Origin of the sequence: Streptomyces sp. NBC_01317, assembly GCF_035961655.1 — a bacterium.
In the GTDB taxonomy this organism is placed as follows: Bacteria; Actinomycetota; Actinomycetes; order Streptomycetales; family Streptomycetaceae; genus Streptomyces.
Genome location: NZ_CP108393.1, coordinates 7,377,999 through 7,390,232, shown reverse-complemented (window position 1 = coordinate 7,390,232; position 12,234 = coordinate 7,377,999). Strand labels below are relative to the sequence as shown.

The following is a 12,234-nucleotide window of genomic DNA, read 5'->3' as shown; positions in this document are numbered from 1 at the left end:
GGAGCTGGAAGTGGTCCCCACGGGCGCCTGGATCCTGCCGGACGAGCGGCCCCTTTCACCGGAGGTGGAGAAGTTCCTCGACGCCGGCGAGCCGCCCGTCTATTTCGGCTTCGGCAGCATCCGCGCGCCCCACGACCTCAGCGGGACGATGATCCGGACCGCCCGCGCGCTCGGACGCCGTGTGATCGTGTCGCGCGGGTGGGCGGACCTGGCGCTGCTGGACGACCGCCCCGACTGCCTGTCCCTCGGAGACGTGAACCAGCAGGCGCTCTTCACGCATGTCCTGACAGGTCCGCGAGTCCGCCCCGAAGAAGGTCCGCCGGCTTCTCAGGAAGAGCGGACGGCGGTCAGACCGCGCCGGCCGGGCCCCGGTGCTCCAGCTGCCTCAGCCGACGGGCGCGTCCCTCCGCCGCGAGCGCGCCGGCGCGGTCGGCGAGCAGAGGGCCGCCGTCCGCGAGGTGCCCGGCCAGGACCCGCAGGGCGGCCGTACGAATGACGTCGAACGCCGGGGTCTCGCGGGCGGCGAGCAGGTGCTCGCGCTGCTCGCCGCCGAGCCCCGCGGCGGCCGGTGCCGCCTCGACGGCGGAGACGGCGTGTGATTCGAGGACCTGGTACGCGGCCGGCAGCTCCACGCGGTCGAGGCCGGTGCCTGCCAGGTCCGCCGCGAGAGCGCGGTCGTGGAGGGCCGCCGCGAGCAGCACCACCACGGGGCCGTGATGCTCCTGGACCTCCTCGGCCCGGTCCTGCCGTGCGGCAGCGGTGCCGAGGTGCCAGAGCACCAGCTCGTCCGCCGCCGCGAGCGCGTACTCCCAGAGCCCGGGGCCCGGTTCCACTGTGCGATCTCCCATCCCGGCACGCTATCCCGCCGTCATGTGTGTCCGTCCGGCGGGCCGGACCTGGGGCGGGCATCGTCGTGGAACCACGCAGGACCCACGTACCGGGCCTCACTCCGCACGCAGCGGCGGCACCTCTCGGGCAACGGCTCCTCTACGGGATCACCGGCTCCATCACCGCGACGGGCACGCTCAGCCGCGACAACTGACCCCCGTCAGCCCAGGTAGGCGGGGGCGACGGCGGACCGCATCAGGCGCCGGGGGGCTCCGTTGCCGTCGGCGGGGACCGTCCACAGGTCGGAGCCGTAGTCGCCCGGCAGCGCGTACACGAGTGTGGAGCCGTCCGCCCACAGCGCCTGGTCGTCCACGTCGCGCCGCTCGGCGGTGGCGGTCTCCGTCATGTCGCGGAGATTGAGCACGTACAGCCGCCAGGGCGCGTCGGCCGGTGCGCCGGGAACGCGCTTCTTGTAGGCGATCCGGCTGCCGTCGGGCGAGAGCGACGGGCACTCGACGTTGCGGTGCAGGGTCGTCAACGTCCGCGCCGTCAGGTCCCCTTGGACCAGGTACGTCTGCCCGGCCGTGGCCAGCGTCGCGTAGAAGCGGGAGTCGTCGGCGAAGGTGACGCCCCAGATGTTGACGTCGGAGGCGTGGTAGGGGCGGCCGTCCCTGACGACCGCGAACGTCTCCAGGTTGTCGTCGATCGCCCCCGTACGGGCGTCGGCGATCGAGGTGCGGGTGGAGAAGGCGGTGCCCGCGTACGAGTCGCCGCTGACGAAGACCGTCCAGGCGACCAGGTGTCCGGAGGGCGAGACCCTGGCCCGGGTGGGGATGCCGGCGACGGGATAGTGGCGTACTTCGCGCAGGTCCGCGTCGAGCACCACCGCGCGGTACGTGTCCTCCAGCGCGCCGCGCCGGGCCTGGAGGCAGATGCCGGTCCCGGCGGCGGCGTGGAAGCGCAGGCACTTCACGCCGGAGACGGTGCGCGGTCCGTCGGGGCGGGAGGCGGGGACGGTGGCGATCTCGTCGCGGTGCGGCCCCCAGGCCAGGTTGCGGACGAGGAGGCGGCGACCGGTGTCCGGCCGGAGCGTGACCGTACCGCTCCTGACGGGCGCGCCGCCCGCCTGTTCCTGGTTCCGCTCGCCGGAACGGTTCGCGGCGTGCAGCACCGCGCCGGTGCCGGCCGCGCCGAGCAGCAGGACGGCGACGAAGAGGATCACCAGGCGGGTGGTGCGGGTCATGCGGGCACCTCTTCGGCGGTACGGAGGACGAAGGAGGCCGCGACGGCGGCGGCGACGAGCGCGGCGGCGGTGACCGCGAGGGCGGTCCGGCCGTCCCACAGGGTCCAGGCCGCGCCGAAGGCGAGCGAGCAGACGAACCGGGCCAGCGCCTGGCCGGTGCCCACCAGGGCCTGCCCCGCGCCCTGGTGTTCCGCCGGGACCACACGGGCGGTGGCCGCCGCCAGCACTCCGTCGGTGGCCGCGTAGAACGCGCCGTGCAGTACGAGGACAGCCACCACCACGGACGCGCCGGCGTCCCGGGACGCGAGGAGCACCAACCCGTACCCCAGCAGCAGGAATCCGTGTCCCGCCAGGAAGAGGCGGCGCCGTCCCACGCGGTCGGCGACCGCGCCCATCGGCACGGCCAGCAGCAGGAAGGTGGCGGCCGTGCCCAGCGGCAGCAGGGGGAACAGGTGGACGGGCAGGCGCAGTTCGCGCTGGAGCAGCAGGTAGAGGAAGGAGTCGCTGACGGTGGTGAGGCCGAGGAGCACGGCGCACAGGGTGAGCCGCCGGAGGGCGGGCCGGCGCAGCAGGGCGACCGAGTCGCGCAGCGTGGCACGGCGCTCGGGGTCACCGGGTTCGCCGGCGTCCGGCCGGGTGGCGGGGTGACGTGACGCGACCTGCCGGGGTACGAAGAGCACGAGCACCAGGACGCCCAGCGCCGCGACACACCCGCTGACCGCGAAGACCGCGTCGTACCCGTCGACGGTGACCCGGAGCACGGCGAAGGCGGCGAGCGGACCCAGGAGCGCGCCGGTGGTGTCCATGGCGCGGTGCACCCCGAACGCCCTGCCCAGGCGCTCGGGCGGGGTCGACAGCGAGATCATCGCGTCCCGGGGTGCCGTACGGAGGCCTTTGCCGGTGCGGTCCAGGGCGAGCACGGCGCTGATCACGGGGAGCGTGTGCGCGAGCAGCAGCAGGGGCTTGCAGAGCGCGGACAGACCGTAACCGATCCCCGCCACCACCTTGTGCCGCCGTCCGCCGCGGTCGGCGAGGTGGCCGCCGGCCAGCCGGACCAGCGCGCCGACCCCGTTGTTGATGCCGTCGAGCAGGCCGAAGCCGAGGGGGGAGAGTCCGAGGGCGGCGACCACGTAGAGCGGGAGGACCGCGGTGACCATCTCGGAGGAGATGTCGGTGATGAGGCTGACCGCGCCGAGGGCCAGTACGGTGCCGGGCACGGCGGGCGCCCGCCGCCCCGGACGGATGCCGGTGTCCGGGGCGGCGGGGGCCTTGCTGCCGCGGGAGTCCGCGAGGTACACGGGGGTCAGTTCCAGATACCCGTGACGGCGGAGGCCGAGGCGGCGTTGCCCGCGTGGGTGGTCAGGCCGGCCAGGTCCTCCAGGGTGCGGAGGACGTTGTAGTGGTTGTAGGTGGTGGCCACGGAGCTGCCGGGGGTGACGTGCTGCCCGTAGAAGAGGGTGGGGATGCGGTTGCCCGACAGCTTGTTGTCCTCGTCGAAGGTCACCACCAGCATGCTGTTGTGGGTCTTCGCCCAGGAGGCGTACGCGCCGAGCTTGTTCTTGATCCAGGTGTCACCGGTGGAGACCGAGCAGTCGTGCATGTCGCTGCACAGGTTCGGCACGACGAAGGAGACCTTCGGCAGGGTGGTGTAGTCGGTGGGGAACTGCGTCATCGTCTTCGCCGTGCTGGTGGGGACGTTGGAGAAGCCGAACCACGGGTTGTGCTTCTGCGCGTAGTCGCCGCTGCTGCACGTGGTCGAACCCTGGCTGGGCAGCGACTCGTTGTAACTCGCCCACGTCTTGCCCGCCTTGATCAGCTCGGAGGCGAGGTTGGCGGCGGAGAGGGAGCCGACCTTGACACAACCGTCGTCGGTACGGCCCTGGTTGGAGCCCGAGAAGAGCATGTAGTAGTTCGGCTCGCTCGGGTGGGTGAGGCCGAAGGACTGGGTGAGGGTGGCGCCGCCGGCCTTCAGTGTGGTGTTGAGGTACGGCGCGCCGGAGGCGCCGATGACCTGGCTGTAGGCGTGGTTCTCCATGACGACGACCACGACGTGGTCGGGGGCCGGGAGCGCCGCCGCCTGGGCGGTGGATCCGGTCGCGGCCCAGAGGCCGAGCGAGGCGGCGGCGAGGCCTGCGGCCCCGGCCAGTGCGGTGAGGGAAAGTCGTCGGCTCCTGCGGACCTTGGATGCGCTCATGGCTCTCCTCGGGAAAGTGGCTTGCCCCTGTGGGGTGTTGGGGCGCCGCAAACCCTAGAAGTGGTCCGGCTCACCGTCCGCCGTACCTGAGTGAAAATCAGAAGAACAAATGCCCGCTACATCCAATGGCCGCTGCATCCATCGGCCCGCGTCCCTCCGGACCGAGGAAGCCGGCCACGTCAGGACGGCTGGGGAACGATCGCCACCGGGCAGGGGGCGTGGTGCAGCGCGCCGTGGCTGACCGGGCCCAGCTGGAGTCCGAACGCGCGCTGGAGGCGTCGCGAGCCGACCACGAGGAGGTCGGCGGCGGCCGCCGCGCGCAGGAGACCGTCCCGCGCGGAGCCGCAGTAGGCCTCCTGGCTGATGACCTTCACGCCGGGGTGGCGCGCGGCGGGCCCCTTGAGGGTCTCCTCCAGGTGTTCCTTCGCCGCGAACATCATCGGACCGCAGGGAATGCCGTCCTTCATCGCTTCGTCCTGGCCGGACTGGAGGTGCCACGCGTGTACGGCGTGCAGTTCGCAGTTCCTCGCCTCGGCCTCCCGGAACGCGAACTCCGCCGCCGCGGGCGCGTCGTCCGTCTCACGTACACCGAGGACGACCCTGCCGAACTCGCCGGCGATGTTCGACTTCTCCCCCCGGATGATGACCACGGGGCACTCGGCCCGTCCGGCCACCTCAAGGCCCACCGAGCCCAGCAGCAGTCCGGTGAGCGCGCCGCGGCCCCGGTGTCCGAGGACCAGGGCGAGCGCTCCCGCGCTCTCGCCCAGCAGGGCGTCCACCGCTTCGCCGGGCAAGACCTCGGCGGTCACCTTCACGCCGGGCGCCCGCCGCCTCACTCGTTCGGCCGCCGCCCCGACGACCTCGTCGCCCTCTTCCACCGCCTGTTCGCGGGTCTGGGGCGGGGCGAAGGGGAGAGCCTCGTCCTCATGCGGCTCCGGGCGGTTGGCCTGCACCACACCGTGGACGATCCGCAGCGGCACATCCTGCCTGGCCGCTTCGTCCGCGGCCCAGTCCACCGCTTCGAGGCTGGACGGGGATCCGTCGACAGCGACCATCAGGGGAGACACCATGGCCCCCACCGCCTTTCACACCGGTCGGTTTGCTCTCCTCCCAGCTTCACACTTCGCGCCCGCACATGGACACCGTCGGGCCCCCGACACGGCCGGACTCCCCGGACCGGGGGCCGCCGACCGGTGGATCCGGGGCGGGTAGGGGCAGTGTGCCGCCGGGTGGTCACGGATGGTGACAGCTGTACGGATCCGGCGGGACCCGTGCCCCCGCCCGGGTGACGGAGGGGTGACCGTGCCCCCGGGCAGCCGTTCTCACTGCACTCGCTCGCCCCCAGGGGCCGTGGTAAGCGTTGATCGATGAATCGATGATCCGCGTGCAAGGGAGAAGCGCATGACCGAGGCGCAGCCCGCGAAGGACGGGGCATTCACGGCCGGGTCGGTGAGTGACCCGTACGACGTGCCTGAATTCCGTTCCGAGGCCGCGACCGACCTTCGGCGCACCGGGATCGATCCGGATTTCTGGTATCCCGTCGCCGTCGCCCGGAGTGTCCGCAAGAACAGGGCGTTCGCCGCCACGTTCGCCGGTGAGCGGATCGCGCTGTACCGGGGCGCGAGCGGCACGGTCTACGCGCTGGAGGACCGGTGCGCCCACCGCCAGGTGCCGCTGAGCATGGGCGTGGTGGAGGGGGAGGCGCTGCGCTGCTGCTATCACGCCTGGGCCTATCGCGGGAACGGTCACATCTCGCAGATCCCCTATCTGCCCAAGGGCGTCGCCAGGCCGCCGCGCGGTGTGCGCGCCTATCCGGTCCGCGAGGCGTACGGATTTGTCTTCGTCTTTCCCGGCGACCCGGAGAAGGCGGCCACGACGCCGATGCCCGAACTGCCGGAATTCCATTCGCCCCGGCACCGGACGATGACGTTCTCGCGCACCGTGAAGTGCCACTACTCGTTCATGCACGAGAATTTGCTCGACATGAACCACCAATTCCTCCACCGGGGTGTTCTCGGCCGGATCCAGCCCAAGCTCCTCGGGTCCGAGTCCGGTCCGCGATTTGTCGAGGCGCGGTACCTCTTCACGCCCTCGGGCGGGAAGAAGGACCCCGGTGCCGGTCTGCTCTCCGCCGAGGGGTTCGGCGGCGCCGGTTCCCCGGACGTCGTCACGGTCCGTACCGACTATCCGTACCAGACCCTCCAGGTGGTCCCCGAGAAGGCCGACCTTCCCGCGTTCTCCCTGTGGGTGGCGTACGTACCGGAGGACGCCGAGCAGCGCGCCAACCACGTCTACGGCCTCCTCATGATCGAGAAGCCGCCGGTCCCGGGGGCGCTCCGACTGGCCTGGCCGTTCATCCGGCGCTTCACCGAGCGGGTGTTCGCCGAGGACCGGATGGCGGTCGAGGCCGAGCAGCGGGCCTGGGACGAGCAGGGCGAGGACTGGAACCAAGAGGTCTTCCCGCTGATCCTGGAGGTCCGTGACGTGCTGCGCACGAACGGCGTCCCCATCCGCCCCGGGTCCGCCCTGTGCGGCGCCGCCGCGCTCTGCGGCAGCACCGCACCGGCCGGGGCGAACCAGCCCGGCTGAATCGCCGCCCTCATCCGCCGTGCCGTCCCCGCCGTCGGCCGGTCACCCCTGCCCCGGGATATCCCGTCACCTCTGCCCCGGGATATATAGTGAACGCGACGTCCAGAAATTAGGAGTGCGATTCCCGGGGAACATGCCCCACGGGAACGGACGCGGGACGTGTGGAGGAGGGGCCCGATGGATCACACCCGGAAGTGCCTGGCGGGACCTGGCGCGGGCGGCCCGTCCCCGGAGGCGCCGCGCCTGTCCCGCGTCCCCCGGCCCTCCGGCGGGCAGGAGAAATCGCGGACGCCAACGCCAATGCCGGCAGCACCGGCACCGGCCCCGGCGTCCGACGGCACGCTGTCGCCCGCCCGGCTGCGGCGCGTGGTGCTGCTCCTCGCCTTCGCGTGCGGCGTGACCGTGGCGAACATCTACTACGCGCAGCCGCTCCTGTCCCCCATCGCCTCGACCTTCGGCGTCAGCGCGGGCAGCACCGCGCTGGTGGTCACCCTCACCCAGCTCGGCTACGCCCTCGGCCTGGTGCTCCTGCTGCCCCTCGGGGACCTGCTGGAGAACCGGGCGCTGGCCTCGCGCACCCTGCTGGTGACGGCGGCGGCCCTGGTGGCCGCCGGCCTGTCGCCGTACTTCGGCGTGTTCCTGGCGGCGTCGGTGCTGGTCGGGACCGTCTCGGTGGTCGCCCAGATCCTCGTCGCGTTCGGAGTGCACCTGGCGCCCGAGCGGGAGCGGGGGAAGTTCGTCGGTACGGTGATGAGCGGCCTGCTGCTGGGCATCCTCCTGGCGCGTACGGTCTCCAGCCTGGTCGCCGCCGCCTGGGGCTGGCGGGCCATCTACCTGATCTCCGCCGTCCTCATGGTCGCCCTGTCGGTCCTGCTGGTCCGCATGCTCCCCGAGCGGCGTCCGGTCCACAGCGGCAGCTATCCGAAGCTGCTGCTCTCACTCGGCCATCTCGTCCGGGAGGAGCCGGCGCTGCGGCGCCGTGCGGTGATCCAGGCGCTGATGTTCGGCGCGTTCAGCTGCTTCTGGACGTCGGTGGCGTTCGAACTGATCACCCGCCACCACCTCGGCCAGGTCGGGATCGGCGCGTTCGCGCTGGTGGGCGCCGCGGGCGCGGCGGCCGCCCCGCTGGCGGGCCGGCTCAGCGACCGCGGCCATGCCCGTATCGGCAGCGGTCTGGCGCTGGTGCTGGCCGCGGGCGCGCTGGTACTGGCCTGCCTCGGGGCGGGCAGTCTGATCCTGCTGGCGCTGGCCGGTGTCCTGCTGGACTTCGCCGTCCAGAGCCACCAGGTGTTCAGCCAGCGGGAGATATTCGGGCTGCGGGCCGACGCCCGTGCCCGCGTCAACACCGTGTTCATGGGCTCCGTCTTCCTCGGTGGGGCGGCGGGTTCCGGAATCGCGGGCATCCTGCACGACGGCTACGGCTGGACGGGCGTCACCCTCTTCGGCGCCGCGCTCCCCGTGGCCGGACTGGCCGTCTGGACCGTCTCCACCCTCCGGCAACGGCGGACGGAAGCCGCGTCCTGACCGTTCCGGACCGTCGGGCCGACCGCGCGGTCACACGCCTCTCACGCCTTCTCTGTCTCCGCCTTCCCCGTCTTCCCCGTCTACGTCTCCGCCGGCGGCGTCGGCGTCGGCGGGCGGGCACTCCGTACCCCGTCCAGCAGTTGCCTGACGAGCGTCGCCGCCAGCGCTTCGTCCAGGGGTTCGTGCCCCATCAGCAGCCGGTGGTAGACGGGCGCGAAGAGCTGATCGACCGCGGCCGCCACGTCGATCCGGGGGTCCAGTTCCCCTCGCTCCACCGCCTCCCGCAGCAGTCGCGCCCCCACCTGCCTGCGGGGACGCAGCCACTCGTCGTCGAGCGCCGCGCGGATCTCCGGGTCGGCCTGCCCCGCTGCCACCAGGTCACCCATCAACGGCCCCGCCGCCGTGTCCCGGAACAGGTCCGAGAGCGACGCCAGGTGGAAGGTCAGTACGTCCTGGAGCGACGCGTCCTCGTCGACCACGATGGTGCTCTTCGCCAGGCTGAAAAAACTCTCCAGCATCACGTGCGCGCGCGACGGCCACCATTTGTAGAGGGTCCCCTTGCTGACCTTGGCACGCGCGGCGATGGCCTCCATCGTCACCGCGTCGATCCCCCCGGTCACCAACAGGTCGGAGGCGGCGTCCAGAACGGCGGCCCGCGCCCGCTCGCTCCGCGGCCGGCCCCTGACGCCACGTCCCGGACCTTCGTTGTCCACCACTCACTCCACTCCCACCGGATACAGGCCCATAGTAGAAGGGCGGGATCCACCGGTCCGGAACGTCCGGTGGCACAGCTCACAGGCCGTACGGAAAGCCCGGGGAACATCCCGTATTGGTTCGCCGTTCATCCATACGTGGGTACGGAGGGGACAGTGTCCCCGGGCCTCACCTCCGGCCCATGGGGAAGATCGTTCGGCTGAAGCCCCATGGAGCCTTTCGCCGCGAAGGCGACCGCCTCTCCGGGCCCACACCTCATGACCACCCTGGCCGGCATCCCCCGTACCGGTCAGGGTTCCCGCCCCGGCCCAGGTCCCCCGCCTCGGCCGGGGCTCCCCTTTGCCTCGGGACGCACGACGCTGTCAGTCGTGCGGTGCGGCGCCGCTCAGACGGTGGTCCGCCAGGCTCAGAGCTTCCTCGATGACCCGCCGCAGATGCCCGTCGGACAGCCCGTGGACCATGCGGCGCCCCTCCCTCCGTACGGACACCAGCCCGGCCAGGCGCAGTTTGGCCAGATGCTGGCTGACCGCCGGGCGTGCCACGTCGCACACGGCGGTGAGGCTGGTGACGTCCGCCTCGCCCGAGGCCAGGGCGTGGAGCAGCGTCAGGCGGGTGCGGTCGGCGAGCAGCCCCAGGACCTCCGCCGCGAGCGCGAACTGTTCGGCGCCCGGGTCTCGCGGGTGCGCATCCTGCGCAGGTGATAGGTGCATGCGTGCGCTCATACGCACATAATGGGGCTGGGCGCGTTCGCGTGTCCACCTCTGTCCCGCGTCGGAAGGCCGGTTTCGTGAGCGACCAGCACGGACACACCCACCCGCACGAGCACCCCCACCCCCATGACCGGGGCCACCACCACGGCCACCGGGTCGGACACCTCCTCAAGCCGCACTCGCACCACAGCGCAGACAAGGTCGATCCCGCGCTGGAGTCCTCCGCCAAGGGCATGCGGGCGCTGTGGATCTCGCTCGCGGTCCTGGGCGTCACGGCGGCGGCGCAGGCGGTTGTCGTCGTGCTCTCCGGCTCGGTCGCGCTGCTCGGCGACACGGTCCACAACACCGCGGACGCCCTGACCGCGCTGCCGTTGGGCATCGCCTTCGTCCTCGGACGGCGGGCCGCCGACCGCCGCTTCACGTACGGCTACGGCCGCGCCGAGGATCTCGCCGGCATCGTCATCGTGCTCACCATCGCCGCCTCCGCCGTCCTCGCCGCCTGGACCGCGATCGACCGCCTGGTGAACCCTCGGGACCTCAGCTACCTGCCCGCCGTCGCGGCGGCGGCCGTGGTCGGTTTCCTCGGCAACGAGTGGGTGGCGCGCTACCGCATCCGCGTGGGCCGCGAGATCGGCTCGGCCGCGCTCGTCGCCGACGGACTGCACGCCCGTACCGACGGATTCACCTCGCTCGCCGTTCTGCTCGGCGCGGGCGGCGCCGCTCTCGGCTGGCGGCTCGCCGACCCCGTGGTGGGCCTGGCCATCACCGCCGCCCTCCTCCTCGTGCTGCGCGACGCCGGCCGGGAGGTCTTCCGGCGGGTGATGGACGCCGTGGACCCCGCGCTCGTCGACGCCGCGGAACAGGCCCTCGTCCAGGTGTCCGGGGTGCGGGCCGTGGGGGAACTGCGCCTGCGCTGGATCGGCCACCGGCTGCGCGCCGAGGTCGCGATCGTCGTGGACCCGGACCTCACCGTGCGTGACGCCCACCAGGTGGCCGTCGAGGCCGAACACGCGCTGCTGCACGCCGTACCGAAACTCGCCGCGACCCTCGTCCACGCCGACCCGGCCCCCGCGCCGGGCACCCCGGACCCGCACCTGACGCTGTCCCACCACGCCGTGTGAGCCGGCAGGTCCCCCGGATACGCCGGGCCGTCAGGTGGTGCCCTTCCTGGCGGCACCTGGCACCCGGCGGGCCTTCTCGCCGGCGGAAACGCCGATGCCGTACGCGCGGCGCGCCTCCTCGCCGCCCGCTTCTTCGAGTTGCCGGCGGCCTTCCTTCCCGTACCCCTCCGCGATCAGCAGCCGGCCGTCGAGGATGCCCGCCCGGAGCCGGTCCCGGTGGGTCAGCCGCATCTCGTCCCGGCGCAGTTCGTCCAGGTGCGCGCGTGCGTCCGCGAACCGCGTCTCCTCGAAGGCGAGATGGGCCCTCAGCGTCAGCAACTCCTGGTTGAGCAGCGGCGTCCCCACATAGCTGAGCGCGGATTGCGCCTCCTTCAGGCGCTCGGCGGCCGGCCCGGTCAGCGGGGGGACGCTCTGGAGGTACAGCGAGGCGGCAGCCAGCCTCAGGCGCGCCCACAGGGTCACATCGGCGCGGCTGTCGAGTCCTTCGATCGCGCGCTCGATGTGATCCCGGGCCGCTTCCTGGTCGCCCTGGCGGAACCGTACGGTCGCCGCCGACCAGAGCGCCTCGGCCCTGAGGGGGGTGCCACCGCACTCCCCGACCAGCCCGACCAACTCGTCCACGTGCGCGCGGGCTTCGGGCAGCCGCCCCTCCTCGGCCTCCGCGGACACGAGTGCCATCAGGGCGGCGGCGGTGTCCGGCAGGGACAGCCCGGCCTCCCGCGCCAGCCGGACAGCCTGGCCCGCCACGTCGATCGCCCGGCTCGTCTCACCCGTGGAGCGCAGACATCGTGCGAGGGAGGCCCATACCCGGCACCGCAGCTCGGGTAATCCCAATGTGTCGGCGAGCTGGTCCAGTTCCTCCAGGCAGGCGAGTTCCTCGGCGGTGTCGCCGCGTTTCCGCCAACTGCGGGCGACCAGCCACAGCGCCCGCCAGCGCAGCAACGGGTCGTCGCTGTCGGGCCTGCCGAGGGCGGACAGGAGATCCTCCACGTCCTCGTCGCCGTCAGTGGAGGACGCGATGCTCAAGGCCCGGGCCAGTGCCGTACCGCTCGGCGGCGCTTCGAAGACACGTCGGTCGACTCCCAACCGCTCTGCCACGTAGGCGATGACGCGCTCGGTGGGTTGCCGCGCCCCTGATTCCAGGCGGGACAGATACCCGGTGGAAAGCTCGTCGCCCGCGAGAGCGGCTTGAGAAAGTCCGCGCGCGCGTCTCAGTTCTTTGACGCGGCGGCCGAAAAGCGGTTGTTGCATCATCTGCATCCCAATGCTCAGGGTGCGCGACGGCGTTGCCCCCATCAGATGAGAATTCCC

General features: G+C 72.3%; 12 protein-coding genes. 4 read left to right on the top strand and 8 right to left on the bottom strand.

All coding sequences use genetic code 11. The features are described 5' to 3' along the window. Window positions 1-347: 347 nt before the first annotated feature. A complete protein-coding gene (locus OG349_RS32075; protein ID WP_327237916.1) occupies window positions 348-848 on the bottom strand; it encodes a hypothetical protein in 501 nt (166 codons plus the stop codon). A 65-nt stretch (window positions 849-913) separates the two neighbouring features. On the opposite strand from OG349_RS32075, the gene OG349_RS32070 reads away from it, so the two are divergent. Beyond that, on the top strand, window positions 914-1,042 hold the full coding sequence (locus OG349_RS32070) for a hypothetical protein (protein ID WP_327237915.1): 129 nt from the start codon (window positions 914-916) through the stop codon (window positions 1,040-1,042). A gap of 6 nt (window positions 1,043-1,048) precedes the next feature. On the opposite strand, the gene OG349_RS32065 is transcribed toward OG349_RS32070, so the two are convergent. The 4 genes from OG349_RS32065 to OG349_RS32050 all read right to left on the bottom strand — a co-directional run bounded on the left by OG349_RS32065 (window position 1,049) and on the right by OG349_RS32050 (window position 5,335). Beyond that, complete coding sequence (locus tag OG349_RS32065; protein ID WP_327237914.1) at window positions 1,049-2,071, bottom strand: TolB family protein; 1,023 nt, start codon at window positions 2,069-2,071, stop codon at window positions 1,049-1,051. Continuing rightward, a complete protein-coding gene (locus OG349_RS32060; RefSeq protein ID WP_327237913.1) occupies window positions 2,068-3,369 on the bottom strand; it encodes an MFS transporter in 1,302 nt (433 codons plus the stop codon). Before OG349_RS32060 ends, OG349_RS32065 begins: the two co-directional genes overlap by 4 nt. A gap of 5 nt (window positions 3,370-3,374) precedes the next feature. Further along, window positions 3,375-4,265 carry an alkaline phosphatase family protein gene (locus OG349_RS32055; RefSeq protein WP_327237912.1) on the bottom strand — a complete coding sequence of 297 codons (891 nt, stop codon included), beginning with the start codon at window positions 4,263-4,265 and terminating at the stop codon, window positions 3,375-3,377. A 179-nt stretch (window positions 4,266-4,444) separates the two neighbouring features. Beyond that, the gene (locus OG349_RS32050) at window positions 4,445-5,335 is read right to left on the bottom strand and encodes a universal stress protein (RefSeq protein ID WP_327237911.1); all 891 of its coding nucleotides are present in this window, start codon (window positions 5,333-5,335) and stop codon (window positions 4,445-4,447) included. Window positions 5,336-5,666: 331 nt separating this feature from the next. On the opposite strand from OG349_RS32050, the gene OG349_RS32045 reads away from it, so the two are divergent. After that, window positions 5,667-6,854 (top strand): aromatic ring-hydroxylating dioxygenase subunit alpha, encoded by a 1,188-nt coding sequence (locus OG349_RS32045; protein ID WP_327237910.1) that lies wholly within the window; start codon window positions 5,667-5,669, stop codon window positions 6,852-6,854. A 300-nt stretch (window positions 6,855-7,154) separates the two neighbouring features. Continuing rightward, on the top strand, window positions 7,155-8,378 hold the full coding sequence (locus OG349_RS32040; protein WP_327237909.1) for an MFS transporter: 1,224 nt from the start codon (window positions 7,155-7,157) through the stop codon (window positions 8,376-8,378). 80 nt (window positions 8,379-8,458) lie between these two features. Here OG349_RS32040 and OG349_RS32035 read toward each other — a convergent pair whose 3' ends face one another. Both OG349_RS32035 and OG349_RS32030 read right to left on the bottom strand, forming a co-directional pair. Continuing rightward, window positions 8,459-9,091 carry a TetR/AcrR family transcriptional regulator gene (locus tag OG349_RS32035; protein ID WP_327237908.1) on the bottom strand — a complete coding sequence of 211 codons (633 nt, stop codon included), beginning with the start codon at window positions 9,089-9,091 and terminating at the stop codon, window positions 8,459-8,461. A 363-nt stretch (window positions 9,092-9,454) separates the two neighbouring features. Beyond that, the gene (locus OG349_RS32030; protein WP_327237907.1) at window positions 9,455-9,802 is read right to left on the bottom strand and encodes an ArsR/SmtB family transcription factor; all 348 of its coding nucleotides are present in this window, start codon (window positions 9,800-9,802) and stop codon (window positions 9,455-9,457) included. Between the two features lie 77 nt (window positions 9,803-9,879). Between OG349_RS32030 and OG349_RS32025 the strand changes: the two genes are divergently transcribed. Continuing rightward, window positions 9,880-10,923: a cation diffusion facilitator family transporter gene (locus OG349_RS32025; RefSeq protein ID WP_327237906.1), complete on the top strand. Its 1,044-nt coding sequence runs from the start codon at window positions 9,880-9,882 to the stop codon at window positions 10,921-10,923. A 30-nt stretch (window positions 10,924-10,953) separates the two neighbouring features. Here OG349_RS32025 and OG349_RS32020 read toward each other — a convergent pair whose 3' ends face one another. Then, on the bottom strand, window positions 10,954-12,177 hold the full coding sequence (locus OG349_RS32020) for a helix-turn-helix domain-containing protein (RefSeq protein ID WP_327237905.1): 1,224 nt from the start codon (window positions 12,175-12,177) through the stop codon (window positions 10,954-10,956). Window positions 12,178-12,234 lie beyond the last annotated feature (57 nt).

Excerpts from the sequence above, each read along its gene's own strand:
- OG349_RS32075 (WP_327237916.1), bottom strand. The coding sequence starts at position 848 with ATGGGAGATCGCACAGTGGAACCGGGCCCCGGGCTCTGGGAGTACGCG.
- OG349_RS32065 (WP_327237914.1), bottom strand. The coding sequence starts at position 2,071 with ATGACCCGCACCACCCGCCTGGTGATCCTCTTCGTCGCCGTCCTGCTG.
- OG349_RS32055 (WP_327237912.1), bottom strand. The coding sequence starts at position 4,265 with ATGAGCGCATCCAAGGTCCGCAGGAGCCGACGACTTTCCCTCACCGCA.
- OG349_RS32050 (WP_327237911.1), bottom strand. The coding sequence starts at position 5,335 with ATGGTGTCTCCCCTGATGGTCGCTGTCGACGGATCCCCGTCCAGCCTC.
- OG349_RS32045 (WP_327237910.1), top strand. The coding sequence starts at position 5,667 with ATGACCGAGGCGCAGCCCGCGAAGGACGGGGCATTCACGGCCGGGTCG.
- OG349_RS32040 (WP_327237909.1), top strand. The coding sequence starts at position 7,155 with ATGCCGGCAGCACCGGCACCGGCCCCGGCGTCCGACGGCACGCTGTCG.
- OG349_RS32030 (WP_327237907.1), bottom strand. The coding sequence starts at position 9,802 with ATGCACCTATCACCTGCGCAGGATGCGCACCCGCGAGACCCGGGCGCC.
- OG349_RS32020 (WP_327237905.1), bottom strand. The coding sequence starts at position 12,177 with ATGATGCAACAACCGCTTTTCGGCCGCCGCGTCAAAGAACTGAGACGC.